Genomic DNA, 23,987 nt, shown 5'->3' on the forward strand with positions numbered 1-23,987 from the left:
GTGTCTGGTAACCGGGCCATCAAGGACCGGATGGGCACAACAAACAGATCAGGGGCTTTTCCGGCTTTGCGGGCCGGTCAGGCGGCAAAACAATGGGGCTAGAAACAATGATGCGACAGGCGACCGCGGGGCGGGATGATTGGGCTGCGGCCAATTCACCCTCTCCCACCATTTCGAGCAAAGGCGGCACTTCTGTCATGTCCACTCCAGAGCTTTCTTCTCCCGACCATCGTGAACTCTGGACCCGCGTGCGCGCCCGTCTCAAAGCGGCCGTCGGCGAGGATGTGTTCACGTCCTGGTTCGCCCGGCTCGAGCTCGAGGAAATCGTCGATGACCTGGTGCATCTGAGTGCGCCCACGCGCTTCCTCTGTTCCTGGGTGCAGTCCAACTATGCCGATCGGATCGTCGAGGCCTTCCGCAATGACGTGGCGGAGGCGGCCCGCCTGCAGGTGACCATGCGGGTCAATGGCCAGGCCCGCCCGCGCCTGGCGCCAGTGGTGGAAGCTGCCCCCGAGGCACCCGCGGCCCACGACGCCGCGCCAGCCGCTGCCGCAGCGCCCGCCATGCCGCGCCTGGTGCGCGACAATGCCAAGTCCGGCGACGCCCTCAATGGCAGCGCCATCGACCCGCGCATGACCTTTGACAGCTTCGTTGCCGGCTCGGCCAACGAGATGGCCTTCGGCGTTGCCCGGCAGATCGCCAGCGCCGCCATCAACAATGCCGTGACCTTCAATCCGGTCTATATCCATTCCACCGTTGGCCTGGGCAAGTCGCACCTGCTCAACGGCATCGCCCATGCGGTCAGCCAGGCCGACCCGTCCAAGAACATCGTCTATCTGACGGCCGACCACTTCATGTACCATTTCATCACCGCCGTGCAGCGCCAGTCAGCGCTCGGCTTCAAGGAATGGCTGCGCCGCGTCGACCTGCTGCTGATCGATGACATGCAGTTTCTCCAGGGCAAGTCGGCCACCGAATTCGGCCACACGCTGGGCGCGCTGCTGACCGGTGCCAAGCAGGTAGTCGTGGCCGGTGACGCGCCGCCGCGCGATCTCGAAATGCTCGATGAGCGCGTGCGCTCGCGTCTCTCCGGCGGCCTGGTCGTTCCGATCTCATCCTTCGACCATGACCTTCGCCGCGACATCGTGCAGCGCCGGGCCGACCAGGCGGCCGCGCGTTTCGGCCTGCACTTCCCCGGCCCCGTGGTCGACTATATTGCGCGCTCGGTCATCAGCCATGGTCGCGACCTTGATGGCGCCGTCAACCGCCTGGTGGCCGCCTATCAGCTGACCGGCGAGCTGGTCACCGTGCCGCTGGCCGAAAAGACCCTGGCCGACCTCATCCGCGCCCGCGACGCCAAGCGCGTCCGCATCGAAGATATCCTCAAGATCGTCTCGCGCCACTACAAGGTGCCGCGCAACGAACTGCTGTCCGCCCGCCGCTCGCGCGATGTCGTCCGCCCCCGCCAGATCGCTATGTATCTGGCCAAGGCGCTGACCAGCCGCTCCCTGCCCGAAATCGGGCGTCGCTTCGGTGGCCGCGACCACACCACCGTCCTCCATTCGGTCCGCAAGGTCGAGCAGATGATCAAGGACGATCTGGAGCTGGGCCAGGAAATCGAGCTCCTCAAGCGCATGCTGGAAGAGTGAGGTCCGGCGCTTCGCGCAAAATCGCTCCAGTGGATCGATTTTAGGACCGAACGCCCGGAGAGCTACGCTCGCAGGGCCAGACCGGCCGCGCCAGAGGCGCGGTCACTGCCTTCCTTCGGTCTCAATAGAAGGGCAGGGATTGCCGATGTTTGCCATCCTTGCCCGCCTCGTCTTCCTCCTCGGTCTTGTCATCCCCGCCTTCGGCCAGGATGCGCCGCCCGTTCTGACACCCGAGGAGCGGGCCGCGCAGAACCTGGCCATTGCCACCGCCGTGCAGGAGCAATTGCTGGCCTGCTGGAGCCTCCCGCCGGGCTATGAGGATCGCACCATCTCCGTAAGGCTGGCCTTTCTGGGCGACGGGACGCTGGACGGGGACCCCGCAGTGGCCCCGGAGAGCTGGCGCGTGGCGGGAAAATATCCCGCGCTGATGCGATCCATCGCCGCTGCCATCGACCGCTGCTTGCCCTTTGCCGGCCTTGAGGCGCTGGGCGCCGCGCCCGGCGAACGCTTTGACATCACCGTGCATTTTCGCAGCTGAAGTCCACAGCTTGGATGCGGCCAAGGGCCCCGGCGGCCTTGCCAATTTGTTATGAAACTGTAAACGTCCCAACCCCGGCTGGCGCCGGGTTTTGCTGCCGCGTATGCCCAGGAAGAAGAGCTCCATGAAAGTCACACTCGAACGCAATCATCTGCTCAAGTCGCTGAGCCATGTGCATCGGGTGGTTGAACGCCGCAACACCTATCCGATCCTGGCCAATGTGCTGTTCAAGGCCAGCGACGACCATGTCGAACTGCGCGCCACCGACCTCGATATCGAGGTGACCGAGAGCGTGCCTGCCATGGTCTCCACGCCCGGTTCCACCACCGTGCCGGCGCACACGCTCTACGAAATCGTCCGCAAGCTTTCCGACGGCGCCGAAGTGCGTCTGGAAACCGATGGCGGCGAGAACATGGTTCTCACCTCCGGCCGCTCGCGCTTCAACCTGGCCTGCCTCTCGCCCGACAGCTTCCCCGATCTCAAATCGGGCGCCTTTGCCCATGAATTCGACATCGCCGCCGCCTCGCTGCGCGAGCTGATCGAGCGCACCCAGTTCGCCATCTCCAACGAGGAGACGCGCTACTATCTCAACGGCATCTATTTCCATGCCGTCGACAATTCCGCCCAGGGCCCGCTGTTCCGCGCCGTGGCCACCGATGGCCACCGCATGGCGCGCGCCGAAATCGCCGCGCCTGCGGGCGCCCAGGGCATGACCGGCATCATCGTGCCGAAAAAGACCGTGGGCGAGGTCCAGAAGCTGCTCGATGGCGTCGATGGCGACGTCCATGTCGAGGTCAGCGACACCAAGATCCGCTTCACCGTGGGCCCGGTCGTGCTGCTCTCCAAGCTGATCGAAGGCACCTTCCCCGATTATGACCGGGTGACCCCGAAGAACAATGACAAGCAGATGCTGGTCGACAAATCCGGCTTTGCCATCGCGGTCGATCGCGTCTCCACCATTGCCTCCGATCGCGGTGGCAAGGCGGTCAAGCTCTCGGCCAAGGATGGCCTGCTGGAACTCTCGGTGACCAATCCCGACCACGGCACGGCCAGCGAGGAAGTGGCGGTGGACTTTGACACCGACGGCTTCGAGATCGGTTTCAATGCCAGGTACCTGCTCGACATCATCACCCAGATCCGCTCCGAGAGCGCGGTGTTCCTGTTCAACGACGCCAATTCCCCGACCCTGGTCAAGGAAGAGGGCGAATCCAGCGCGCTCTACGTGCTGATGCCGATGCGTGTCTAGGCAGCGTCCCGAAGGGGAAATCGCTCCGGTGGAGCGATTTGAGCTGACTAGGCCCGAAGAGCTATGCTCGCAGGGCCCGGGTGTGCGACATACCCGACCCCTTTCTCCTGCAAGGGATGTGAGGCGCGGAGCGTGACGACAGAATGATCCGCCACATCTCCCGCCTGCGCCTCACCGCTTTCCGCAATTATGCCTCGGCCGCGCTTGATCTCGATCAGCGCCATGTCGTGCTGACCGGCCCCAACGGCTCGGGCAAGACCAATCTGCTCGAGGCCGTGTCGGTGCTCTCGCCCGGGCGCGGCCTCCGCGGCGCCAGCTTCGATACCCTGCAGTCCCAGGGCTCCGACCTGCCCTGGGCCGTGGCGGCCACCATCGAAACCGATGACGGCCCGGCCGATATCGGCACCGGCGCCTTGCCCGATGGCGGGCGCCGCGTGCGCATCAATGGGGCCAATGCCCGCTCGATCGAGGCGATGAGCGACTATCTGCGGGTGCTCTGGCTCACCCCCGCCATGGATGGGCTGTTCTCCGGGCCGGCCGGCGAGCGCCGGCGCTTTCTCGACCGCCTCGTGACCACGCTCATTCCCGGCCATTCCGCCGCCGTGTCCGATTTCGAAAAGGCCATGCGCCAGCGCAATCGCCTGCTCGAGGAGGAGGGGGACCCGCGCTGGCTCACCGCCATCGAGGCGCAGATGGCCGAGCTGGGCGCCTCCATCCATCTCAACCGCACCGATAGCCTTGTGTCGCTCCAGGCCTTGATCGCCGAAAGCCTGGAAGACGGCAATTTCCCCGCGGCGCTTCTGTCGTTGACCCCCTTGTTCGAGGATGGTGCCGAGCCGGCAACTTCAGCCGAACTCGAGGCCCTGCTGGCGCAGCGCTGGCATGCGGCACGGGGCCTTGATCGCGCCGCCGGACGCACCACATCTGGACCACACCGCGTCGATCTCGAAGTGGTGCATGCGCAAAAGGCCATGCCGGCAGCGCTGGGCTCGACCGGCGAGCAGAAGGCGCTGCTGATCGGGCTGATCCTGGCCCATGCGCGCCTCGTGCGGCTGCGCACCGGCATCGTGCCCTTCCTTCTGCTCGACGAGATCGCCGCCCATCTCGATCCCGACCGCAGAAAGGCCCTGTTTGCCGCGCTTGATGGCCTGGAAACCCAGTGTTTCCTGACCGGCACCGATCCGGTGCTGTTCGAGGCGCTGGAGGATCGTGCGCAACGCATTTCCGTGCGGGATGGCAGATTGTCGGCCAAGGGCTGAAAATCCCCCGCAAATGCCGCGCAAACGGCCAATTTTCTTGGGGTTTGCCCCCCATTCCGCTAGAACAAGACCCACCAGAAATCGACTGATTCGGACCTCATGAGCGACAGCGAAAACCCGATCCCGAACGAGTATGGCGCCGACAGCATCAAGGTGCTCAAGGGCCTTGATGCCGTGCGCAAGCGCCCGGGCATGTATATCGGGGATACCGATGACGGTTCGGGCCTGCACCACATGGTCTATGAGGTGGTGGACAACGCCATCGACGAGGCCCTGGCCGGTCATGCGGACCTGGTGACGGTGACGCTCAATGCCGACGGCTCGTGTTCGGTCATCGACAATGGGCGCGGCATTCCCACCGGCATTCATGCCGGCGAAGGCGTGTCGGCGGCCGAGGTCATCATGACCCAGCTCCATGCCGGGGGAAAGTTCGACCAGAACTCCTATAAGGTTTCCGGGGGCCTGCATGGCGTGGGCGTTTCGGTGGTGAACGCCCTCTCGGTGTTCTTGAAGCTCAATATCCGCCGCGACGGCGAAATTCACGAGATGAGCTTCACCCACGGGGTGGCCGATGCGCCGCTCAAGGTCGTGGGCACCTATGTGGAAGACAAGAAGCCCGGCACCTATGAAGGGCGTTCCGGCTCGGAAATCACCTTCCTGCCCAGCCCGCTCACCTTCACCATGGTGGAGTTCGACTTCAAGACGCTCGAACACCGCCTGCGCGAGCTGGCCTTCCTCAATTCCGGCGTGCGCATCCTGCTGCGCGACCATCGCCATCCCGAGCCGGTCGAGGTGGAACTGTATTATGAAGGCGGGCTCGAGGCCTTCGTGAACTATCTCGACAAGTCCAAGCAGCCCGTGATCGACACCCCGATCACCATGCGCGCCGAAAAGGACGGCATCACCGTCGAGGTCGCGCTGCAGTGGAACGACAGCTACCACGAAAACGTCCTCTGCTTCACCAACAACATCCCCCAGCGCGATGGCGGCACCCACCTTGCGGGTCTGCGCGGCGCGCTGACGCGCCAGGTCACCGGCTATGCGACCTCTTCGGGCATCGCCAAGAAAGAGAAGGTCGAGCTTTCGGGCGACGACACCCGCGAGGGCCTGACCTGCGTGCTTTCGGTCAAGGTGCCGGATCCGAAGTTCTCGTCCCAGACCAAGGACAAGCTGGTCTCGTCCGAAGTCCGTCCGGTGGTCGAGAACATCGTCAACGAAAAGCTCGGCCAGTGGTTCGAGGAACATCCCAATGAGGCGCGCACCATTGTGGGAAAGGTGGTGGAAGCCGCCGCCGCCCGCGAGGCCGCACGCAAGGCCCGCGAACTGACGCGTCGCAAGGGCGCGCTGGAAATCTCCTCCCTGCCCGGCAAGCTCGCCGACTGCCAGGAACGTGACCCCGCCAAGAGCGAAATCTTCATCGTCGAGGGTGACTCGGCCGGTGGCTCCGCCAAGCAGGGGCGCGACCGCTCCAACCAGGCCGTCCTGCCGCTCCGCGGCAAGATCCTGAACGTCGAGCGCGCCCGCTTTGATCGCATGATCTCGTCCGACCAGGTCGGCACGCTGATCACCGCGCTCGGTACGGGCATTGGCCGGGAAGAGTTCAACCCGGACAAGCTGCGCTACCACAAGATCATCATCATGACCGACGCCGACGTGGACGGCGCCCATATCCGCACGCTGCTGCTGACCTTCTTCTACCGCCAGACGCGCGAACTCATCGAGCGCGGGCATATCTACATTGCCCAGCCGCCACTCTACAAAGCCACGCGCGGCCGCTCCGAGCTCTATCTCAAGGATGAGGTGGCGCTCGAGGACTATCTGCTTGAAGGGGGGCTGGAAGACGCCGTGTTCAGGACCCGGGACGGGTCCGAGCATGCCGGCGCCGATCTTTTGGCCATCCTGCAGCAGTCGCGCGATATCGTCAAAGCCATCAACAATCTCAACACCCGCTACAACCGCAACCTGGTCGAACAGGCCGCCATTGTCGGCGGGCTCGATCCAGATGGCATGTCCGATCCTGACAGGAGCGCGGAAACGCTTCTGCGCGTTGCCAATCGGCTCGACCGCATCTCCGACGAGCTGGAGCGCGGCTGGCACGGCGAAGTCACCGATGAGGAGGCACTGGCCTTCTCGCGCACCGTGCGCGGCGTGACCGAGACCCACTATATCGACCGGGCCCTGTTGCAGAGCGCCGATGCACGCAAGCTCCGCCAGCTGGCCGGCCGGCTCGACGAACTGTTCGGCGGCGTGCCGACGCTCACCCGCAAGGGCGAGACGATGAACATTTACGGCCCGGCGAGCCTGTTCAAGGCCGTCACCGATGCCGGCCGCAAGGGCGTGTCGCTGCAGCGCTACAAGGGTCTGGGTGAAATGAACGCCGAGCAGCTCTGGGAAACCACGCTTGACCCCAATGCCCGCACCCTGCTGCGCGTCGAGATCGACCAGACCGACGAAGCCGACCAGATCTTCACCGCTTTGATGGGCGACCTCGTCGAACCGCGCCGCGATTTTATTCAAGACAACGCGCTCAATGTGAGCAATCTGGACGTGTAGGAGTTTCCAGTTGGGTGGCGGATATCTGCGCGACAGCCGTGAGATCGTCCGCCGCCTTATGGCTGATGGCTTTACGCTTGTTTCCACGCGTGGTTCGCACCATAAATATAGACATGCCGATGGCAGGACGGTGATCCTGCCGCATCCGCGCAAGGATATTCCCGCCGGGACCGTGCGATCGATCTATCGGCAGGCGGGGTGGAGCAGCGATGCGTGACGTCCACTATATTGCCCTGATCCATAAGGATCCCGAGTCAGGCTATGGCGTGTCATTTCCGGATGTGCCGGGCATCGTCGCGGTTGCGGACACGATGGACGAGGCCATTTCGGAAGCCGCGGCGGTTCTGGCTTTTGCCTTCGAGGACTGGCCGGGCGAACAGCCGCGCCCGCGCACACTTGAGGCTTTGCGGCAGGACCTGGATTTCCGGCAGCACGCTGCAGATGCCGTTGTCGCGGTTATCCGTCCCTCGGCGGAGTATTATCAGGCAGCAGAGTAGCCTCGCCGATTGACGGGGGTCGCCCACCCAAGAGCAGCCTCAAACACCCGCCATCGTTCACCCAATCAGGCCAGTCCGTTCCACCGGGCTGGCTTTTTCGTGCGCGGCAAACCACATAGCTTGTGACGAAACAAAGCGGGGCTCCCATGAAAAAGATCGGCTTTCTCTCCTTCGGCCATTGGAGCCCGTCGCCCAATTCGGGCACCCGCACGGCGGGCGATGCCTTGCTGCAATCGATCGACCTGGCGGTGGCGGCCGAGGAACTGGGGGCCGATGGCGCCTATTTCCGCGTCCACCACTTTGCCCGGCAATTGGCCTCGCCCTTTCCGCTGCTGGCGGCCGTGGGTGCCCGGACGAAAAAGATCGAGATCGGCACCGCCGTCATCGACATGCGCTACGAAAACCCGCTCTACATGGCCGAGGATGCCGGGGCGGCCGACCTGATTTCCCAAGGGCGCCTGCAATTGGGCATTTCCCGCGGCTCCCCAGAACAGGTCGTGGATGGCTGGCGCTATTTCGGCTATGAGCCGGCCGAGGGCCAGAGCGATGCCGATATGGCCCGGCTCAATGCCGAGATCTTTTTGAAGGCCCTGACGGGCCAGGGCTTTGCCCAGCCCAATCCGCGGCCCATGTTCCCCAACCCGCCCGGCATGCTGCGGCTCGAACCTTTTTCCGAAGGGCTGCTTGAGCGCATCTGGTGGGGCGCGGCCAGCGACGCCACCGCCGTCTGGGCCGCCAGGATGGGGATGAACCTCCAGTCTTCGACGCTGAAATTCGACGAGTCGGGAAAGCCCTTCCACATCCAGCAGGCCGAGCAGATCCGCGCCTATCGCGCCGCCTGGAAGGAAGCCGGTCATACGCGCACGCCACGCATTTCGGTCAGCCGCTCCATCTTCGCCCTCGTCAATGACATGGACCGCATGTATTTCGGCACCGGGCGCCCGGAAGAAGACCAGTTCGGCTATATCGAGCCCGAAAAGCGCGCCGTTTTCGGGCGCGGCTATACCGGCGAGCCGGACAGGCTGATCGAGGAGCTGCGCCAGGACGAGGCCATTGCCGAGGCCGATACGCTGCTGCTCACTGTCCCCAACCAGCTCGGCGTTGCCTACAACGCCCATGTCATCGAGAGCATCCTCAAACATGTCGCGCCGGGTCTCGGCTGGCGCTGACCCTGGAGCGCTTTCAGCAAAAGTGGACACCACTTTTGCGGTTCGAAAGCGTGACAAAACAAAGAGATAGAGCTCCCGTTCTGAGTCAGTCAGAACGGGAATTGCTCTGCGGCAAACCGAACCCCGATCCCGCGCACCCCTTGGTCTGCCAATAGCGGTCGACCGGGGTGAAGCGGCCCAGCGCGGCGGTCTCGACGGCGGCCGCGAAGGCCATGGCGCGGCATTCGTCGGCGCCCGCCACCACATGCACCATTTCATGGATGATCGTGAGCCGGCGCAATTCGGGCGTGCCTGCGGTCGAAAATTCCGGGCAGATGACGAGGGTAACGCGCCCCTGTCGCGGTGGCAGGCGCACAAAGGCGGCATAGTCCCGGCAGCCGCCCTCGACCTTGGTCTCCACGCGCAGGTCGAGCAGCATCGTCCCGCCCCAATGGGTCGAATGGAACCGGCCCAGGCTCAGCGCATCGCGGAAAGCCACGAGGTCCACGCCAAAGGGCATTGTGCCCAGGGCCGGGGCGGCGCGCTCGAACAGGGCAATCGCATCGCTGAAGGCGGTATCGACGGGATCGGCCCGGACGGCAGTGGAAAAGCCGAAGCTGGCCAGCACGATGGCCAGGGTCGCGCGCAGGCGCATGGGAGCAGGATCAGCCTTTCTCATCTTGGCCGCAGACACCTGTGGTCGTCCGGCCACAATGGCACGAAAGAAGCAGGCTGTCCCTTAAACCGGCCACATTTCGCGCGGAGAAGCGTCTTCATGCGCTGCGCGGATGCATGAGGGCGTTTGGCTGACATGCCGACTTTAACCTCTCGCTTACCATTTGTTTCCCTTGTGGAACGAACAGGGTAGAAGCAGCATGATCCTTTTCTTGTCTAGGTTTGCCTGATGGATTTTCGCATATCGGCCGATGACCGCGTGGGCGCCCCCGATGGACGCCGGAACAAGCCCCAGGCCCGTCCTGCGGCCAAGGGGCAGCGCGTCGAGCCGAGCATGGGCCAGTCCATGGCCTTCTCGGTCGACCAGGAGCGGCCCGGCGGTGGCGCGGGCGGCGGCAAGCCGCCGAAATCGCCCAGGAAGCCACCCCGCAAAGGCAAGGCCGAACCGGCGCGTAGCCGCAGGAAAAAGCGCTCGGGCGGTCTTCTCATGGGCCTGCTCTGGTGGGGCTTCGTGGCCTGCCTCTGGGGCGGCCTGGCCGTCATCGGCATCATCGTCTATTACGGCGCCCAGCTGCCCTCCGCCGATACCTGGGCGGTTCCCGAACGCCCGCCCAATATCCGCATCCTGGCCGCCGATGGCAGCCTGATCTCCAATCGCGGCCAGACCGGCGGCGAGGCGGTGACGTTCCGCGAATTGCCGCATTATGTGCCGGCCGCCTTCATCGCCTCGGAAGACCGCCGCTTCATGAGCCATTTCGGCGTCGATCCGATCGGCCTGATGTCCGTGGCCATCGAGATGATCGAGGCGCGCGGCGTCACCCGCGGCGCCTCCACGCTGACCCAGCAGGTTGCCAAGAACCTCTTCCTCACCCCCGACCAGACCCTGGGGCGCAAGGTCCAGGAAGCGATCCTCGCCATCTGGCTCGAGCAGAACTACACCAAGGAAGAAATCCTCGAACTCTATATGAACCGCGTCTATTTCGGCGCCGGGGCGACCGGCATTGAGGCCGCCGCCCAGACCTATTTCGGCGTTTCTGCGCGCAATCTGTCGCTCGGCCAGGCGGCCATGCTGGTGGGCATCCTGCCCGCCCCCTCCGCCTATAATCCCAAGACCAATCCGGAAAAGGCCAAGGAACGCCAGCAGATCGTGCTCAACCTGATGGCGCGCGAGGGCTACATCACCCAGGAAGAGGCCAATGCCGCCAAGATCGACCCCAACCAGACGGTGCGGACCGTCGTGGCCGGGTCCGAATCCTATGTTGCCGACTGGGTCGAGAGCCTGATGACCGCCTATATCGGCGAGATCGAAAGCGACGTCGTGGTGCAGACCACCATCGACTACAAGATGCAGAAGGACGCCGAGTTCATCGTCAAGGAACAGGTGGCGGCCGAGGGCTCCAAGCGCGGCTTCACCCAGGGCGCCCTGGTGGCCATGGATGTCGATGGGTCGGTCCGCGCCATGGTGGGCGGCGTCGACTATCAGCAGAGCCAGTATAACCGCGCGGTGACCGCCAAGCGTCAGCCGGGGTCCACCTTCAAGCCCTTCGTCTATCTCGCGGCCATGGAAAAGGGCTATACGCCCGAGACTTTGGCCGAGGACGCCCAGTTCGACTACAATGGCTGGAGCCCGCGCAATGCCTCGGGCAAATATGCCGGCACCGTCACCCTGCGTCAGGGCCTGGCCTATTCGCTCAATACAATCGCGGCGCGCCTTGCCATCGACGTGACCCCCGAAAAGGTCATCGAAGTGGCCATGCGCATGGGCATTTCCTCCAATCTCACCCCGGTGCCCTCCATTGCTCTGGGCACCCAGGAAGTGAACCTGCTCGAACTGACCAGCGCCTATGCGCCCTTTGCCAATGGCGGCAATGGCGTCATCCCCAACGTCATCACCAAGATCACCGATGTCGAGGGCAATGTGCTCTATGAGGCCTCCAATGCCGGACCGGGTCGGGTCATTGACCCCAATGTGCTGGCCGAGATGAACGACATGCTCAAGACCGCCGTCGAGGTGGGCACGGGGCGTGGCGCCAATCTGGGCGGCTGGGATTTCGGCGGCAAGACCGGCACCAGCCAGCATGCCCGCGATGCCCTGTTCGTGGGCTATACTTCGGCCATGGTCACCGGCGTCTGGCTGGGCAATGACAACGACACCAAGACCACGCTGTCCGGCGGCAATGTGCCGGCCACCATCTGGTCCGAGTTCATGACCAAGGCCCATGAAGGCCGCTCGCCCGCCCCCATTCCCGGTGGGTCCTATGCCGGCCAGCTCGTTGCCCAGCAGCTGATCGACCCCAATACCGGCATGCCCATGATCGATCCGGCGACCGGCCAGGCCATGGTGCAATATGTCAATGGCGGCACCGGCGAGCCGGTGCAGACCACCACCGACCCCGCCACGGGCCAGATCATCGCCATTGATCCAACAACCGGCGCCCCGATCGAGGGCCTGGCCCCCATTGGCGCCCAGACGGCCAATCCACCGATCCAGACCGGCACCATGGTCGATCCGGCCACGGGCCTGCCCGTCAGCGGCGGCATCGACCCGGCCACCGGTCAGCCGATCCAGCAGGTCGATCCGGCGACCGGCCTGCCCATCGAGCAGGGCCAGATCGTCCAATACGACGCCAATGGCCAGGCCATTGATCCGGTGACCGGTTTCCCGCTGCAACAGAAGACGCAGGCCAATGGCTTTGGCCAGGCGCCCATTGATCCGGAAACCGGCCTGCCCATGACCCTGGTCGTCGATCCGGCCACCGGCCAGCAGGTCTGGGTGCCCAGTGCTCCCACCAGCCAGCAGCAGGTCGTGCAGCCAGGGCAGATCGTCCCGCCCGGCCAGGTCCAGCAGCAACAGCCCGTCTATCAGGAAGAGCGCTCGCAGCGCACGCTGATGGACCTGATCTTCGGCAACTGACGCCGCGAGCCTCAGAAACAAAAAGCCCCGGGAGCAATCCCGGGGCTTTTTTCTTTGCCGGTGCCTTACACCACCACGATGGGCGCCCCATTGGGCACGCGCTCGTAAAGGTCGATGATGTCCTGGAACAACAGGCGCACGCAGCCCGAGGAAACGGCCTTGCCGATGGAGGCAACGTCCATCGTGCCATGCAGGCGGTAGAGCGTGTCACGATTGCCTTGGTGGATATAGAGCGCGCGGGCGCCCAGGGCGTTGAGCAGGCCGGGCGGCTGCCCATGCCGGTACATTTCCAGCTCCGGTTGCCGCGCGATCATTTCGGCCGGCGGGGTCCAGACCGGCCATTTGCGCTTATAGGCGATATGGCCCTCGCCGCTCCATTCGAAGCCGGCCCGCCCCAGGCCCACGCCATAGCGCATGGCCCGGCCATCGGGCATGGTCCAGTAAAGGAAGAAATTGGCCGTATCGACCACGACCCGCCCGGCGGGCTCGCCGGTGACATTGTCCACCTCCTGCCGCCAGTACGCCGGATTGAGGTGCGAAATATCGGCGGCCGGCACGGGATAGGCCTCCTCCGGACGCGCTGCATATTTGGCCAGCACCTCGGCTGGAATGGAGGGGCGGACCGGCTCGGTTACCGAAGCGGTGCGGGTGGCGCCAGTGGTCGAACAACCGGCAAGGGCGAGGGCGCCCACACTGGCAAGACCAGACAGGAGGGTGCGGCGCGACAGCGTCGCGTCGAATGCGATAGACATGATGATATCCTTGGCCCATGCGGGCCCTGAGCGTGAAACTGGGGTTCGGGAAAGCGCTCAGGCCGTGATGGGCGGACGCAGCGGCAACGGGCCGTGCCAGCCGCTCACCTTATGGTCGATCGGCGGGTGCCGGTCTTCGCAACATCGCGGAGAGGCGCAGGGCAGGCTGGCCTCGCCAATGATCGCAGGATGCGAGCCGCATGGCATCACAATACCGCCGCCCAGATCGATCTGGCCGCGCTGGATCTGCACATAGACCGGGATGGGCTGGTTCTGCGCATCGACATGGTTGAGCACCACGATCGGCGTCGACACATAGCGATGGGCATGCGCCACCGTCGCGCCCGTCAGGGCGGCGAAGGCAAACAGAATCGCGATGGCGGCAATCAGGCGATGCATGCCGTTCTGATAGAAGGCCGAATGCGGCAGCATCGCGGCAATCCCGGCGCTATGGCGCCGAGCCGGGCGCCTGCCACGCCATCAGGTCGCGACCGTGTGCTTTTAGCCACGCCTTGCCGCGCGCCATGTCGGGCAGGGTGCGCTCGACCGTCGCCCAGAACGCGGCCGAATGGTTCATCTCGACCAGATGCGCCACCTCATGGGCCGCCACATAGTCCAGCACATGCGGCGGCGCCAGGATCAGCCGCCAATTGTAGTTGATATTGCCGCTCGACGAGCAGGACCCCCAGCGGCTCGATTGGCTGCGTAGCGTGATAGCCTTCACCGCGACGCCGAGCCTTCTTGCATGCAGTTCACTCTGCTCTTCCAGATCCGCCAGCGCCTCCGACTTCAGCCAGTCGTAGAGTCGTCGCGGCTGGTGCGCCGGCTCGCCCGGTACCAGCAACACCCGTCCCGCGTCCGTCTCGTCGATCTCCACCCGGCCGCGCAGCCTGCCGGTCGGCACCACCAGATGTGGCTGGCCGCGCAGCGGAACGCTTGCCCCGGCTTCGAGCCGCCGCGCCTGCGAGGCGCGGGGCAGTCGCGCCGCCAGCCAGTGGCGGTGACGATGGAGAAAGGCCTCTGCATCGCTCCAGCGCGCCGTCTCCGGCAGCGTCAGCAAGGGTCCCGACGCCGGCAGCGACAGCCGAAAGCTGCGCGCGCGTTTGGACACCTTCACCGCCACGGCAACACGCACCCCGTCCAGATCGATCTGGGTGGATTGTGGCGGTGTGGAGCGCTGGCGCAGGAAGGAGAACATGGGCTGCCGGTGGGAATCGCTTGGCTGGAGTCTAACCCGTGCCGGACGGGGCGCCCATGAAAAAGGCGCCCCTTGCGGAGCGCCAGTTTGCCGTTGGAGGCAGGGAAGGTCGGAGAGGGCTGCGGTCACTGACCGCTATTGTTATCCCCCCAATTGTTCTGGTCGGGGTTCGGGCGGTCGCCAAAACCCTGGCGATTGCCGCGATGCTCGCTCATGAAGCGGTCGAATTCCTCGCGGTCCTTGGCCTTGCGCAGATTGGCCATGTATTCGTGGAACGCGTCGATCTCGGCATCGAGCCGGGCGCGCTCTTCCTCGAGGCGCTTGAGCTGCTCGCTGCGATATTCGTCGAAGGCGGCATTGCCGGACGAGGTGAAGTCATGGCGGCCGAAGCCGTGATGCTTGTGGTTGTTGCGCATATAGCCACACCCCTTGTTCCAGTAATGTTGGGCCTTTTCGGCAGAACCGCCGAATTTCTCACCCCAGATGATATAGGCGAGCATGGCCAGGCCGAGCGGCCAGAAGATCACGAAGCCAAGGACCATGAGGGCGATGGTCAGCGGGGACCATTGCGGTTTGATGATTGCAGTGTTCATATCGGTCGTCTCCCAGTCACGATGAGACTCAAATGGCCCGCATGGGGGCGGGATCAAGCATGTGCCTGTCGATTTTTTATGCTTGAAATCGGCTTTATCCCTTCCTATGCGCCACAATTGACCACCTCAAAGGGGCCGGCATGACCGACCAGACTGCACCCGCACTGCCCCTGCCATCGAGCTGGCGTCCCCTGCGTCTGCAGACCCTGGTGCTGCTGCGCTGGCTGGCCATCATCGGGCAGGCCATCGGGGTCTTCTTCGTCAGCTGGGGTCTGGGCTTCCCGCTGCCGCTGCTCGAATGCCTGGTGCTCATCATCTTCTCGGCAGCCCTCAATATCGGCCTGGTGCTGCGCTACGGCCCGCATTTCCGGCTCTCGGCCCGCATTGCCGCCCTGCAACTGGCCTTCGATCTATGCCAGCTCGGCGGGTTGCTCGCCCTGACCGGCGGACTGGAAAACCCGTTCTCGCTGCTGCTGCTCGCCCCGGTCTCGGTCTCCGCCACCTCGCTGCCGCAGCGCCAGGCCTTTCTCGTGGCGCTGCTCGCGGCCACCATCGCTTCGCTGCTGGCCGTCATGCACCTGCCCTTGCCCTGGGAGCCGGGGCAGCACATCGTCTTCAACCGCATCTATGTCATCGGCATCTGGGTTTCGATCATCTGCGGTGTGGTGTTCATCTCCGCCTATACCAATCGCGTCGCCCATGATGCCCGCCAGATCGCCGACGCCCTGGCCGCCACCGAGCTGGCGCTGTCGCGCCGTGAACAGCTCTCGGCGCTCGATGGGCTGGCCGCCGCCGCCGCCCACGAGCTGGGCACGCCGCTGTCCACCATCGCCCTGGCCGCCAAGGAAATGCGCGCCGAAGTCGACAAGAACGGCCAGCTGGCCGAGGATGTGGAGCTGATCATCGAGCAGGCGGCGCGCTGCCGGGCGATCCTGGCCAAGCTGCGCAATCTGGGCAGTGAACCGGCGGACCTGTTTGCCGAGGCCCCGCTGACCGATATTCTCGACGAGGTCGCCCGCCCCCATGAGGGGCGCGGCAAGGTCATTCTTTTCGACGCGGCCCATACCGCCGGCCCACCGCCGGTCTTTCCGCGCAGCGTCGGCCTTCTCTATGGCCTGGGCAATCTCATCGAGAACGCCACCGATTTCGCCGTGCAGACCGTGCGCATCGAAAGCGCCTGGGACCAGCATTCCATCACCGTGTCCATCATGGACGACGGCAAGGGCTTTGCCCCCGAACTGATCGCGCGGCTGGGCGAGCCCTATCTCACCAGCCGTCCGCGGGATCCCGCCGGCAGCGACGCCCACCAGCCCGGCGGGCTGGGCCTGGGCATTTTCATCGCCAAGACCCTGCTGGAACGAACCGGCGCCCGCCTGACCTTCGACAATGCCGAGCCGACCGGGCATGCGCGCGTGCGGATCACCTGGCCGCGCAGCGCGCTCGAGTGATCGGATCGGATGGTTTTGACGTAAGGCAAGCAAAAGAATATTGGAAAAGCCATGGACACGATTGAAGATCTTTTGGCTGCTGATCCGAGCCTTCTGCTCGTCGATGATGACGCGGCCTTTCTGAGCCGCCTCGAACGCGCCATGGCGCGGCGGGGCTTTGAGGTGCGCATTGCCGGCACGGTATCGGCAGGCCTGGCCGCGGTGACCGAGCGCCCGCCCGCTTACGCGGTCGTCGATCTCCGGCTCGAAGACGGCAATGGCCTCGATGTCGTTTCGGCCCTGCACCAGAAGCGCCCGGACGCGCGCGCCGTGGTGCTCACCGGCTATGGCAATATCGCCACGGCCGTGACGGCGGTGAAGCTGGGGGCCATGGACTATCTTTCCAAGCCCGCCGATGCCGACGATGTCATCAACGCCCTGCTCGCCACCGGCGAGGACAAGCCCGAGCCGCCGGAAAACCCCATGTCGGCCGACCGGGTGCGCTGGGAGCATATCCAGCGCGTCTATGAGCTATGCGACCGCAATGTCTCGGAAACCGCGCGCCGCCTCAACATGCACCGCCGCACCCTGCAGCGCATCCTGGCCAAGCGCGCACCGCGATAGGGCGCCCGGGCACCCGCCCACTCCTCCCCGTTGGCGGGGGAGGGTAGAGGATCGGGCGTGAAGAGCGATCACCGCGCAAACAGCGTCTCGAAGCCCCCGAAGATCATTCGCTTGCCATCGAAGGGCATCTCCCCGAATTGCTTCATGGCCTCGGGCGACATCATCTTCTGCATGGCCGCGTCGCGGGTCGCCTTGTCGGGATATTCGATCCAGGAGAACACCACGACTTCGTCCGGCTTGGCCTGGACAGCGCCATAGAAGTCATTGTTCTCGCCCTTGGGCACGTCGTCGCCCCAGTTTTCGACCACCCGCGTGGCGCCCCATTGCCTGAGCAGGTCGGCCGCCTTGCTGGCATGCTCGATATAGGCCTGGCGGTTGGCCCTGGGCACCGCGGTCACCATTCCATCGATATAGGGCATCTGCTTCTCCTCTTGCTGGGCACCACGACGCCACCATGGCGCATCGTCTTCTGTGCCTGCCTCGACTTTGACGAGCGTGTAGGGCTAACCTCGACATGCCAAAGCGAAAAATCGAGGAGCCTGCCATGACCGTCACCCTGCATTTCCACGGCGCGGCGGGCACCGTGACCGGGTCCTGCTACCGCGTGGTCCATCCCGGCGGTCAGTTCCTGGTCGATTGCGGGCTGTTCCAGGGCAACAAGTCGGTGCGCGAACTCAACCTCAAACCGACCCCATTCGATCCCAAATCCATCGATTTTCTGCTGCTGACCCACGCCCATATCGACCATGTCGGGCTGACGCCCAAGCTCTATGCCCAGGGCTGGCGCGGCCCCATGTGGATGACGGCGCCCACGGCCGGCCTGCTCGAATACATGTTGCCCGACGGGGCCGGCATCCAGGAAAGCGAGGCCGAGCGCGAGACCCGCAAGCGCAGCCGGCGCGGCGACGAGCCGGTCAAGCCGCTCTACACCATGGCCGATGCCGAGGAGGCGCTCGAACACCGCAGGACCTGCAACTACGAGGAGTGGATCGAGCCGGGCCCCGGGGTCCGCGCCCGCTACTGGAATGCCGGTCACATCATCGGCTCGGCCTCCATCGAGGTGGAGGTCAAGGACAGCAATGGCAAGCCGGTGCGGTTGATGTTCTCGGGCGATATCGGCCCGGACGAAAAGGTGTTCTACAAGGAACCCGAGGGTCCCTCCGGCTTCGACTATATCCTCTCCGAAAGCACCTATGGCGGTCGCGAGCGGCCGCCCTATACGCTCGAAACCCGTCGCGAGGCCCTGCGCACCGAAATCCAGGACGCCATGCATCGGGGCGGCAATCTCATCATCCCGACCTTTGCCGTCGAGCGCAGCCAGGAATTGCTGCACGATATCGGCGTCTTGATCAAATCGGGCGAGATCGACCCCAGGCTGGTGGTGCTGGACTCTCCCCTCGCCAGCAAGGTCACCGGCGTCTATCGCAAATATGCAAAGATGTTCGAGGACACCGAACTGACCGCCGACGAGCTGTTCAACGACGAGCGCTTCCGCATCATCGAGGCGGTCGAGGACTCCAAGGCGCTCAACCAGGTCAAGGGCGGCGCCATCATCATGTCGGCCTCCGGCATGGCCGATGCCGGTCGCATCAAGCACCATTTGCGCAACAACCTCATCCGCGCCAATGCCACCGTGCTGTTCGTGGGCTATCAGGCGCCCGGTACGCTGGGTCAGATCATCCTGTCAGGCGCCCGGGAAGTGCGCATCCATGGCACTCTGGTGCCGGTCCGCGCCACCATCCGTTCCCTGGGCAATTATTCGGCCCATGCCGATCATTCCGAACTCATGGACTGGATTGCCCATCGCCTGCCGGCCCATGGGGCGCTGTTCCTGACCCATGGCGAGGACGAGGAACGCCATGCCTTGCGCGAGGCCCTGCTCCAGACCGGGAAGCTGGGCGGCGATCAGGTGATCATGCCCCAGCTCGATGACTATTTCGAACTCACCGTCTCCGGTGTTGCCGCCGCCAAGGCGCCGCCGGCCCGCCGCGTCGATCTCCGGCAATTGCCGTCCGACTGGCACAATGTCTTCTCCGATTTCACCATCCGCCTCAGCCAGCGCCTGCACGAGCTGCCCGACGCCGACAAGCTCGAACTGATGACCGCCCTCCAGGCCAGATTGTCCGATCTGGGGGCCAAGCCCAGCCCCAGGGGGCACCCGACCCCGGTCACGCCGGTCGAGACTTCCGGCTATGACGAATAGGGCAATTGCGATCACCCCGCCCTCACCGTCCCTCCAGCGCCTCCACCCGCGCGGCCAGTTCCTGCACCGCCGCAATCAGTGGCGCGACGAACTGGTCATAGCGTAGCGCCTGGCGGCTTTCGGGATCGGCGGGATCCGACAGGACATGCCCGCCGAAATCGGCTCCGACCCCGCGGACGGCCTTGGCCACGTCCTGGGCGATCAGTCCGTAATGCCTGCGCCCATCCCCGGCCACCCAGGAAAACCGCACCGGTTGCAGCAGCCGGATGAAATCGAGCCCCAGATCGCTGGGCGCAATACCGGTCTTGTCCCGCGCATCCGAGGTCTGGATCGTGCCGGTGGCCGACCACACTTCCGACCAGCGCGCGCCGCTGGCGCCCAGCGCCCGCGCATTGTCGGTTGCGGGGCGCAATGCCCCGGCGACAGTGATGGTCGATCCCGCCGCGTCGAGCGTCACCGCATCGGTCCAGGCCGACCCGTCGGCGCTCACCTTGATGCGCCAATTGTCATCGCCCATCAGACCCATTTCCGCCCGTCCCGACCAGTTGGACTGGAACAGCAGGCTCGCCGTGTCGCCCGCTGCCGCCTTGTTGATCTTGAGCTGGTGGCCGGCCCCGTCATGGGACAGGAGGGTGGCCGCCGCAGCCACTGCCAGTCGGTTGGTGCCATCGGCGCTGGCATTGATCCCCAGTTGCGGCAGGCCCGAACCAATGGCGGCCACCGCCACCCAGGCGCTGCCTGAAAACACCTGCAGCGTGTCGCTGGCGCGGTCGAAGACCTGCCAGCCCTCCGCGGGATCGAAAAATGTCCAGGCGCCATCCTGCCAGGCGGCAATTTCGTCGCCATGCCCGGCCCAGGCCCCGCCGGCGCCCGCGGGCACGATCCAGGCTTCGCCCGGCAAGGGCGTCGCGGGCGGGGTGCCGATCGCCATGGACTCGACCACCGGCTGCACCAGGGCGTCGAGCCGGTTGAGGGCGTCATTATGGGTGATGTGCTTGAGGGCCTGTCCGGCCATGATGAAGGGCAGGGAAAGGCGGGCTGTGTCGTCCATGAGAAGGCTCCAGGGTGAACTCGAGCCTAGTGTGGGGCGCTATGGCGATGCGGGGATAAGATGCGGCGCCGGCCTCTCACCCGATCCACCCTCTCCCCGCAAGGGGAGAAGGTGTTCGAAGCGAATGTAGGGCGCTAGACCACCGCCACGCTTCTGCGTTGCGTCGCGATGAAGGTCACCACGAAGCTCGCGCTCATCAGCAGCACTATGGTCGGGGCCGGGGCGCTGTCGAGGAAGAAGCTGACATAGACCCCGATGAGGCTGCAACTCACCGACACGGCCATGGCCACGATCAGCATGATGCCGAAGCGCCTTGTGATCAGGAAGGCGATGGCCCCCGGGGCGATGAGCAGGGCGATGACCAGCACGATGCCGACCGCCTGCAGGGCGCCCACAATGGTCAGCGAGATCATGGCCAGCAGGCCGTAATGCAGCCAGCGCACCGGCAGGCCGATGGCCCCGGCCTGCTGCGGGTCGAAGATGAACAGCATCAGGTCGCGCCACTTGGCCGCCACCACGCCCGTCACCAGCAGGCCGATCGCCACGGCCAGAAGGATATCGCCCTGGTCCACGCCCAGCATGTTGCCGAACAGGATATGGTCCAGATGCACATCCGTGGTGATGGCGGTGTAGAGCACGATGCCGAGACCGAACAGGCCCGCAAACACCACGCCCATCACCGTGTCTTCCTTGATGCGGCTGTTCTCCTTGAGAAAGCCTACCGAAAGAGCACAGACCATGCCGGCGATGAAGGCGCCGAGCCCCAGCGGCAGTCCGGCGAGATAGGCCAGCACCACCCCTGGCAGCACCGCATGGGAGATGGCATCGCCCATCAGCGACCAGCCCTTGAGCACCAGGAAGCACGAGAGCAGCGCCGTCGGCACCGCCACCAGCACCCCGATCACCATGGCCTGCACCATGAAGGGGAACTGGAAAGGCAACAGCATCAGGTCGATCAGGTCGGTCATCACGCTGTCTCCCTGGCCACGCGCCGCCGGGCGGCCAGCCAGCCATGCTTTGGCGCGAAGATGAAGGCGGCAAGGAACACCAAGGTCTGCAGCACCACGATGATGCCCCCCGTTGCCCCATCGAGGTAATAGCTCAGATATGCCCCCAGCAGCGAGGAGAGCACCCCCACCACGATCGCAGTGACGATCAGGCGCGGGAACCGGTCGGTCAGCAGATAGGCCGTGGCACCCGGGGTGACCACCATGGCGATCACGAGGAAGGCGCCGACGGTCTGCATGGCGGCCACGGTCGCGGCGCTGAGGAGGGTGAAGAAGATGGCCTTGAGCCAGGTGGTGCGAAGGCCGATGGACCGGGCATGGCTTTCGTCGAAAAAGGTGACCATCAAATCCTTCCAGATCACCAGCATCACGGCCAGCGTCACCACCGAGATCAGCACCAGTTGCAGCGTGTCCTCCGGCGTGATGGCCAGGATATTGCCCAGGACGATCGACTGGACATCCACCGAGGTGGGCGAGACCGACACCATGAACAGCCCCAGCCCGAAGAAGCTGGTGAAGATCAGGCCGATGACGGCGTCCTCGCGCAATTTGGTGCGCTGCGACAGGAACAGCATGGCCCCGGCCGCCAGCCCGCCCGAAAGGAACGCGCCGATCGAAAAGGGCAGGCCCAGCATATAGGCGCCGGCCACGCCGGGCACGATCGAATGGCTCAGCGCATCGCCGATCAGCGACCAGCCCTTGAGCATGAGATAGGCCGAGAGAAAGGCGCAGACGCCCCCTACCAGCGCCGAAACCCACATGGCATTGACCATGTAATTGTAGCCAAAGGGCTCGAGCAGAACCTCAATCATCGGCCTGGCTCGACTGCTGATGGGCCTCGCGACCCTTTTCACCGTAAAGGACCAGGGGTCGCTCATCGTCGGTGAGCACCGAGAGGTGGCGCGGATCGTCATCGGCATGCAGGCCCGGGCCCGAGAGCACGAAGTGCCGCAGCACGCCGCCAAAGGCCACTTCGAGCTTGTCGCGGGTGAACACCTCGGCCGTCGGGCCAGCGGCCAGCACCGTGCCCTTGACCAGCACCGTGCGGTCGCAGAATTCGGGGACGGAGCCCAGATTGTGGGTGGAAACCAGGATCACCTTGCCCTCGTCGCGCAGGGCGCGCAGCAGGGCGATGATGGCATCCTCGGTCTTGACGTCCACCCCGGTAAACGGCTCGTCGAGCAGGATCACTTCCCCCTCCTGCGCCAGCGCGCGGGCAAGGAAGACGCGCTTCTTCTGCCCGCCCGAGAGTTCGCCGATCTGCCGCTTGGCGAAGCCGGTCATGTCGACGCGGGCCAGGGCCGCGGCGACCTTTTCGCGGTCCACGGGGCGGGGCATGCGCAGGAAATTCATGTGGCCGAACCGGCCCATCATCACCACGTCTTCCACCAGCACCGGAAAGTTCCAGTCCACATCTTCAGACTGCGGCACATAGGCGATCCGGTTCTGCCGCTGTGCCTGCCGGCCGGAATCTCCCAGAATGGAGATACTGCCGCCAGCCAGGGGTACGAAGCCCATGATGGCCTTGAAGATGGTGGATTTGCCCGCACCATTGACGCCCACCAGGGCCGTGATCGAGCCGCGCGGCGCGGTGAAACTGGCATGCTTGAGCGCCGTGGTGCCATTGCGATAGGCAACGGTGATGTCGTTGATCGCGATGCCTTGTGTGTCGGTCATTGGGTGAGGCCCGCTGCGATGGTCGAGGTGGTGACGCGCAAGAGATCGAGATAGGTCGGGACCGGGCCGTCGGGCTCGGACAGCGAGTCCACATAGAGCACGCCGCCATAGTGGATGCCAGTTTCGCGTGCCACCTGTTCGGCCGGCTTGGGCGAGATGGTGCTTTCCGAAAAGATCACCGGGATATCGTGTTCGCGCACGGCGTCGATCACCTGCCGCACCTGCTTGGGTGTGCCCTGCTGGTCGGCATTGATCGGCCAGAGATAGAGTTCCTTGAGCCCGAAATCGCGCGCCAGATAGGAGAAGGCCCCTTCCGAGGTCACCAGCCAGCGCTTTTCTTCCGGAATGGCCGCCAGGGCCGCGCGGATCGGCTCTACCGTGGCCGAAATCTGGTCCGAATAGGCCGCGGCATTGGCATTGTAGGTGTCGGCATTGGCCGGATCGGCCGCGACAAAGGCGGCGCGAATATTCTCCACATAGATCAGCGCATCGGATGGCGACATCCAGGCATGCGGATTGGGCTTGCCCTCATAGGGCCCCTCGCCAATGCCCATCGGCTCGATGCCCTCGCTCAGCACCACGCTGGGCACGTCGGGGAGATTGTCGAGGAACTGGGCAAACCACTGCTCCAGGTTCAGTCCGTTCCACAGGATCAGGTCGGCATCCTGCGCGGCAACCAGGTCGCCCGGCGTCGGCTGGTAATTGTGGATTTCCGCGCCCGGCTTGGTGATCGCGACCACCTCGGCCGCGTCACCGGCCACATTGGCCGCCATATCGGCGAGAATGGTGAAGCTGGTGACGGCCTTGAGCCGGTCCTGGGCAATGGCGGGCACTATGGGGGCAAGGGAAATGGCGAGGGGGGTAGCAAGGATCAGGGCGGTCAGCAGGCGGCGGCGCATGAGCATCTCCGGTTTCGTGCCGATAGAGGTAATGCAATTGCAAATCATTCGCAAGTAGCGAAATGCGCCGCCGCGCC

General features: G+C 64.8%; 23 protein-coding genes. 12 read left to right on the forward strand and 11 right to left on the reverse strand.

Annotated features, from left to right (window positions below; translation table 11 throughout):
* The first annotated feature begins 197 nt into the window (after nucleotides 1–197).
* The 8 genes from dnaA to K1X15_RS00040 all read left to right on the forward strand — a co-directional run bounded on the left by dnaA (nucleotide 198) and on the right by K1X15_RS00040 (nucleotide 8,911).
* Nucleotides 198–1,649, forward strand: a complete 1,452-nt coding sequence (gene dnaA / locus K1X15_RS00005) for a chromosomal replication initiator protein DnaA (RefSeq protein ID WP_220305494.1) — start codon at nucleotides 198–200, stop codon at nucleotides 1,647–1,649.
* A gap of 145 nt (nucleotides 1,650–1,794) precedes the next feature.
* On the forward strand, nucleotides 1,795–2,187 hold the full coding sequence (locus K1X15_RS00010) for a hypothetical protein (RefSeq protein ID WP_220305495.1): 393 nt from the start codon (nucleotides 1,795–1,797) through the stop codon (nucleotides 2,185–2,187).
* Nucleotides 2,188–2,311: 124 nt separating this feature from the next.
* Entirely contained in the window at nucleotides 2,312–3,433 is a 1,122-nt protein-coding gene (gene dnaN / locus K1X15_RS00015) for a DNA polymerase III subunit beta (RefSeq protein ID WP_220305496.1), read from the forward strand.
* A 143-nt stretch (nucleotides 3,434–3,576) separates the two neighbouring features.
* Entirely contained in the window at nucleotides 3,577–4,692 is a 1,116-nt protein-coding gene (gene recF / locus K1X15_RS00020; RefSeq protein ID WP_220305497.1) for a DNA replication/repair protein RecF, read from the forward strand.
* 99 nt (nucleotides 4,693–4,791) lie between these two features.
* The gene (gene gyrB / locus K1X15_RS00025) at nucleotides 4,792–7,245 is read left to right on the forward strand and encodes a DNA topoisomerase (ATP-hydrolyzing) subunit B (protein WP_220305498.1); all 2,454 of its coding nucleotides are present in this window, start codon (nucleotides 4,792–4,794) and stop codon (nucleotides 7,243–7,245) included.
* A gap of 10 nt (nucleotides 7,246–7,255) precedes the next feature.
* Nucleotides 7,256–7,462: a type II toxin-antitoxin system HicA family toxin gene (locus K1X15_RS00030; protein ID WP_276315285.1), complete on the forward strand. Its 207-nt coding sequence runs from the start codon at nucleotides 7,256–7,258 to the stop codon at nucleotides 7,460–7,462.
* Nucleotides 7,455–7,742, forward strand: coding sequence for a type II toxin-antitoxin system HicB family antitoxin (locus K1X15_RS00035; protein ID WP_220305499.1), 288 nt, complete (start codon nucleotides 7,455–7,457; stop codon nucleotides 7,740–7,742). Before K1X15_RS00030 ends, K1X15_RS00035 begins: the two co-directional genes overlap by 8 nt.
* Nucleotides 7,743–7,888: 146 nt before the next feature.
* Complete coding sequence (locus K1X15_RS00040; RefSeq protein WP_220305500.1) at nucleotides 7,889–8,911, forward strand: LLM class flavin-dependent oxidoreductase; 1,023 nt, start codon at nucleotides 7,889–7,891, stop codon at nucleotides 8,909–8,911.
* An 85-nt stretch (nucleotides 8,912–8,996) separates the two neighbouring features.
* Here the strand turns inward: K1X15_RS00040 and K1X15_RS00045 are convergent, their stop codons facing one another.
* Nucleotides 8,997–9,569, reverse strand: a complete 573-nt coding sequence (locus K1X15_RS00045; protein WP_220305501.1) for a hypothetical protein — start codon at nucleotides 9,567–9,569, stop codon at nucleotides 8,997–8,999.
* A gap of 225 nt (nucleotides 9,570–9,794) precedes the next feature.
* On the opposite strand from K1X15_RS00045, the gene K1X15_RS00050 reads away from it, so the two are divergent.
* Nucleotides 9,795–12,479, forward strand: coding sequence for a PBP1A family penicillin-binding protein (locus K1X15_RS00050; protein ID WP_220305502.1), 2,685 nt, complete (start codon nucleotides 9,795–9,797; stop codon nucleotides 12,477–12,479).
* Between the two features lie 65 nt (nucleotides 12,480–12,544).
* Here K1X15_RS00050 and K1X15_RS00055 read toward each other — a convergent pair whose 3' ends face one another.
* The 4 genes from K1X15_RS00055 to K1X15_RS00070 all read right to left on the reverse strand — a co-directional run bounded on the left by K1X15_RS00055 (nucleotide 12,545) and on the right by K1X15_RS00070 (nucleotide 15,022).
* Entirely contained in the window at nucleotides 12,545–13,231 is a 687-nt protein-coding gene (locus tag K1X15_RS00055; RefSeq protein WP_220305503.1) for a L,D-transpeptidase, read from the reverse strand.
* Between the two features lie 57 nt (nucleotides 13,232–13,288).
* Nucleotides 13,289–13,663: a hypothetical protein gene (locus K1X15_RS00060; RefSeq protein WP_220305504.1), complete on the reverse strand. Its 375-nt coding sequence runs from the start codon at nucleotides 13,661–13,663 to the stop codon at nucleotides 13,289–13,291.
* A gap of 16 nt (nucleotides 13,664–13,679) precedes the next feature.
* On the reverse strand, nucleotides 13,680–14,429 hold the full coding sequence (locus tag K1X15_RS00065; protein ID WP_220305505.1) for a M48 family metallopeptidase: 750 nt from the start codon (nucleotides 14,427–14,429) through the stop codon (nucleotides 13,680–13,682).
* A gap of 125 nt (nucleotides 14,430–14,554) precedes the next feature.
* On the reverse strand, nucleotides 14,555–15,022 hold the full coding sequence (locus K1X15_RS00070; RefSeq protein WP_220305506.1) for a DUF2852 domain-containing protein: 468 nt from the start codon (nucleotides 15,020–15,022) through the stop codon (nucleotides 14,555–14,557).
* A 140-nt stretch (nucleotides 15,023–15,162) separates the two neighbouring features.
* On the opposite strand from K1X15_RS00070, the gene K1X15_RS00075 reads away from it, so the two are divergent.
* Together K1X15_RS00075 and K1X15_RS00080 are read left to right on the forward strand one after the other, a co-directional pair.
* Nucleotides 15,163–16,470 carry an ActS/PrrB/RegB family redox-sensitive histidine kinase gene (locus K1X15_RS00075; RefSeq protein ID WP_220305507.1) on the forward strand — a complete coding sequence of 436 codons (1,308 nt, stop codon included), beginning with the start codon at nucleotides 15,163–15,165 and terminating at the stop codon, nucleotides 16,468–16,470.
* A gap of 51 nt (nucleotides 16,471–16,521) precedes the next feature.
* Nucleotides 16,522–17,073 carry an ActR/PrrA/RegA family redox response regulator transcription factor gene (locus K1X15_RS00080; protein WP_220305508.1) on the forward strand — a complete coding sequence of 184 codons (552 nt, stop codon included), beginning with the start codon at nucleotides 16,522–16,524 and terminating at the stop codon, nucleotides 17,071–17,073.
* A 68-nt stretch (nucleotides 17,074–17,141) separates the two neighbouring features.
* On the opposite strand, the gene K1X15_RS00085 is transcribed toward K1X15_RS00080, so the two are convergent.
* Complete coding sequence (locus K1X15_RS00085) at nucleotides 17,142–17,492, reverse strand: DUF1428 domain-containing protein (RefSeq protein WP_220305509.1); 351 nt, start codon at nucleotides 17,490–17,492, stop codon at nucleotides 17,142–17,144.
* Between the two features lie 125 nt (nucleotides 17,493–17,617).
* Between K1X15_RS00085 and K1X15_RS00090 the strand changes: the two genes are divergently transcribed.
* Entirely contained in the window at nucleotides 17,618–19,276 is a 1,659-nt protein-coding gene (locus K1X15_RS00090) for an MBL fold metallo-hydrolase RNA specificity domain-containing protein (protein ID WP_220305510.1), read from the forward strand.
* A gap of 22 nt (nucleotides 19,277–19,298) precedes the next feature.
* Here K1X15_RS00090 and K1X15_RS00095 read toward each other — a convergent pair whose 3' ends face one another.
* From K1X15_RS00095 to K1X15_RS00115, 5 genes are all read right to left on the reverse strand, one after another.
* On the reverse strand, nucleotides 19,299–20,327 hold the full coding sequence (locus K1X15_RS00095; protein ID WP_220305511.1) for a DUF2793 domain-containing protein: 1,029 nt from the start codon (nucleotides 20,325–20,327) through the stop codon (nucleotides 19,299–19,301).
* 134 nt (nucleotides 20,328–20,461) lie between these two features.
* A complete protein-coding gene (locus K1X15_RS00100) occupies nucleotides 20,462–21,295 on the reverse strand; it encodes a metal ABC transporter permease (protein WP_220305512.1) in 834 nt (277 codons plus the stop codon).
* Nucleotides 21,295–22,146, reverse strand: a complete 852-nt coding sequence (locus K1X15_RS00105; RefSeq protein ID WP_220305513.1) for a metal ABC transporter permease — start codon at nucleotides 22,144–22,146, stop codon at nucleotides 21,295–21,297. The genes K1X15_RS00100 and K1X15_RS00105 overlap by 1 nt, the downstream gene beginning before the upstream one ends.
* Entirely contained in the window at nucleotides 22,139–23,011 is an 873-nt protein-coding gene (locus K1X15_RS00110) for a manganese/iron ABC transporter ATP-binding protein (RefSeq protein WP_220305514.1), read from the reverse strand. Before K1X15_RS00110 ends, K1X15_RS00105 begins: the two co-directional genes overlap by 8 nt.
* The gene (locus K1X15_RS00115; protein ID WP_220305515.1) at nucleotides 23,008–23,916 is read right to left on the reverse strand and encodes a metal ABC transporter substrate-binding protein; all 909 of its coding nucleotides are present in this window, start codon (nucleotides 23,914–23,916) and stop codon (nucleotides 23,008–23,010) included. The genes K1X15_RS00110 and K1X15_RS00115 overlap by 4 nt, the downstream gene beginning before the upstream one ends.
* Between the last annotated feature and the right edge of the window lie 71 nt (nucleotides 23,917–23,987).

The organism is Devosia salina (assembly GCF_019504385.1).
Taxonomy (GTDB): Bacteria; Pseudomonadota; Alphaproteobacteria; order Rhizobiales; family Devosiaceae; genus Devosia; species Devosia salina.

Excerpts from the sequence above, each read along its gene's own strand:
- K1X15_RS00095 (WP_220305511.1), bottom strand. The coding sequence starts at position 20,327 with ATGGACGACACAGCCCGCCTTTCCCTGCCCTTCATCATGGCCGGACAG.
- K1X15_RS00010 (WP_220305495.1), top strand. The coding sequence starts at position 1,795 with ATGTTTGCCATCCTTGCCCGCCTCGTCTTCCTCCTCGGTCTTGTCATC.
- K1X15_RS00100 (WP_220305512.1), bottom strand. The coding sequence starts at position 21,295 with ATGACCGACCTGATCGACCTGATGCTGTTGCCTTTCCAGTTCCCCTTC.
- K1X15_RS00065 (WP_220305505.1), bottom strand. The coding sequence starts at position 14,429 with ATGTTCTCCTTCCTGCGCCAGCGCTCCACACCGCCACAATCCACCCAG.
- K1X15_RS00115 (WP_220305515.1), bottom strand. The coding sequence starts at position 23,916 with ATGCTCATGCGCCGCCGCCTGCTGACCGCCCTGATCCTTGCTACCCCC.
- K1X15_RS00090 (WP_220305510.1), top strand. The coding sequence starts at position 17,618 with ATGACCGTCACCCTGCATTTCCACGGCGCGGCGGGCACCGTGACCGGG.
- K1X15_RS00075 (WP_220305507.1), top strand. The coding sequence starts at position 15,163 with ATGACCGACCAGACTGCACCCGCACTGCCCCTGCCATCGAGCTGGCGT.
- gyrB (WP_220305498.1), top strand. The coding sequence starts at position 4,792 with ATGAGCGACAGCGAAAACCCGATCCCGAACGAGTATGGCGCCGACAGC.
- K1X15_RS00080 (WP_220305508.1), top strand. The coding sequence starts at position 16,522 with ATGGACACGATTGAAGATCTTTTGGCTGCTGATCCGAGCCTTCTGCTC.
- K1X15_RS00060 (WP_220305504.1), bottom strand. The coding sequence starts at position 13,663 with ATGCTGCCGCATTCGGCCTTCTATCAGAACGGCATGCATCGCCTGATT.
- K1X15_RS00055 (WP_220305503.1), bottom strand. The coding sequence starts at position 13,231 with ATGTCTATCGCATTCGACGCGACGCTGTCGCGCCGCACCCTCCTGTCT.
- K1X15_RS00085 (WP_220305509.1), bottom strand. The coding sequence starts at position 17,492 with ATGCCCTATATCGATGGAATGGTGACCGCGGTGCCCAGGGCCAACCGC.
- K1X15_RS00035 (WP_220305499.1), top strand. The coding sequence starts at position 7,455 with ATGCGTGACGTCCACTATATTGCCCTGATCCATAAGGATCCCGAGTCA.
- K1X15_RS00050 (WP_220305502.1), top strand. The coding sequence starts at position 9,795 with ATGGATTTTCGCATATCGGCCGATGACCGCGTGGGCGCCCCCGATGGA.
- K1X15_RS00040 (WP_220305500.1), top strand. The coding sequence starts at position 7,889 with ATGAAAAAGATCGGCTTTCTCTCCTTCGGCCATTGGAGCCCGTCGCCC.
- K1X15_RS00045 (WP_220305501.1), bottom strand. The coding sequence starts at position 9,569 with ATGAGAAAGGCTGATCCTGCTCCCATGCGCCTGCGCGCGACCCTGGCC.
- K1X15_RS00110 (WP_220305514.1), bottom strand. The coding sequence starts at position 23,011 with ATGACCGACACACAAGGCATCGCGATCAACGACATCACCGTTGCCTAT.
- dnaN (WP_220305496.1), top strand. The coding sequence starts at position 2,312 with ATGAAAGTCACACTCGAACGCAATCATCTGCTCAAGTCGCTGAGCCAT.
- K1X15_RS00105 (WP_220305513.1), bottom strand. The coding sequence starts at position 22,146 with ATGATTGAGGTTCTGCTCGAGCCCTTTGGCTACAATTACATGGTCAAT.
- recF (WP_220305497.1), top strand. The coding sequence starts at position 3,577 with ATGATCCGCCACATCTCCCGCCTGCGCCTCACCGCTTTCCGCAATTAT.
- dnaA (WP_220305494.1), top strand. The coding sequence starts at position 198 with ATGTCCACTCCAGAGCTTTCTTCTCCCGACCATCGTGAACTCTGGACC.
- K1X15_RS00070 (WP_220305506.1), bottom strand. The coding sequence starts at position 15,022 with ATGAACACTGCAATCATCAAACCGCAATGGTCCCCGCTGACCATCGCC.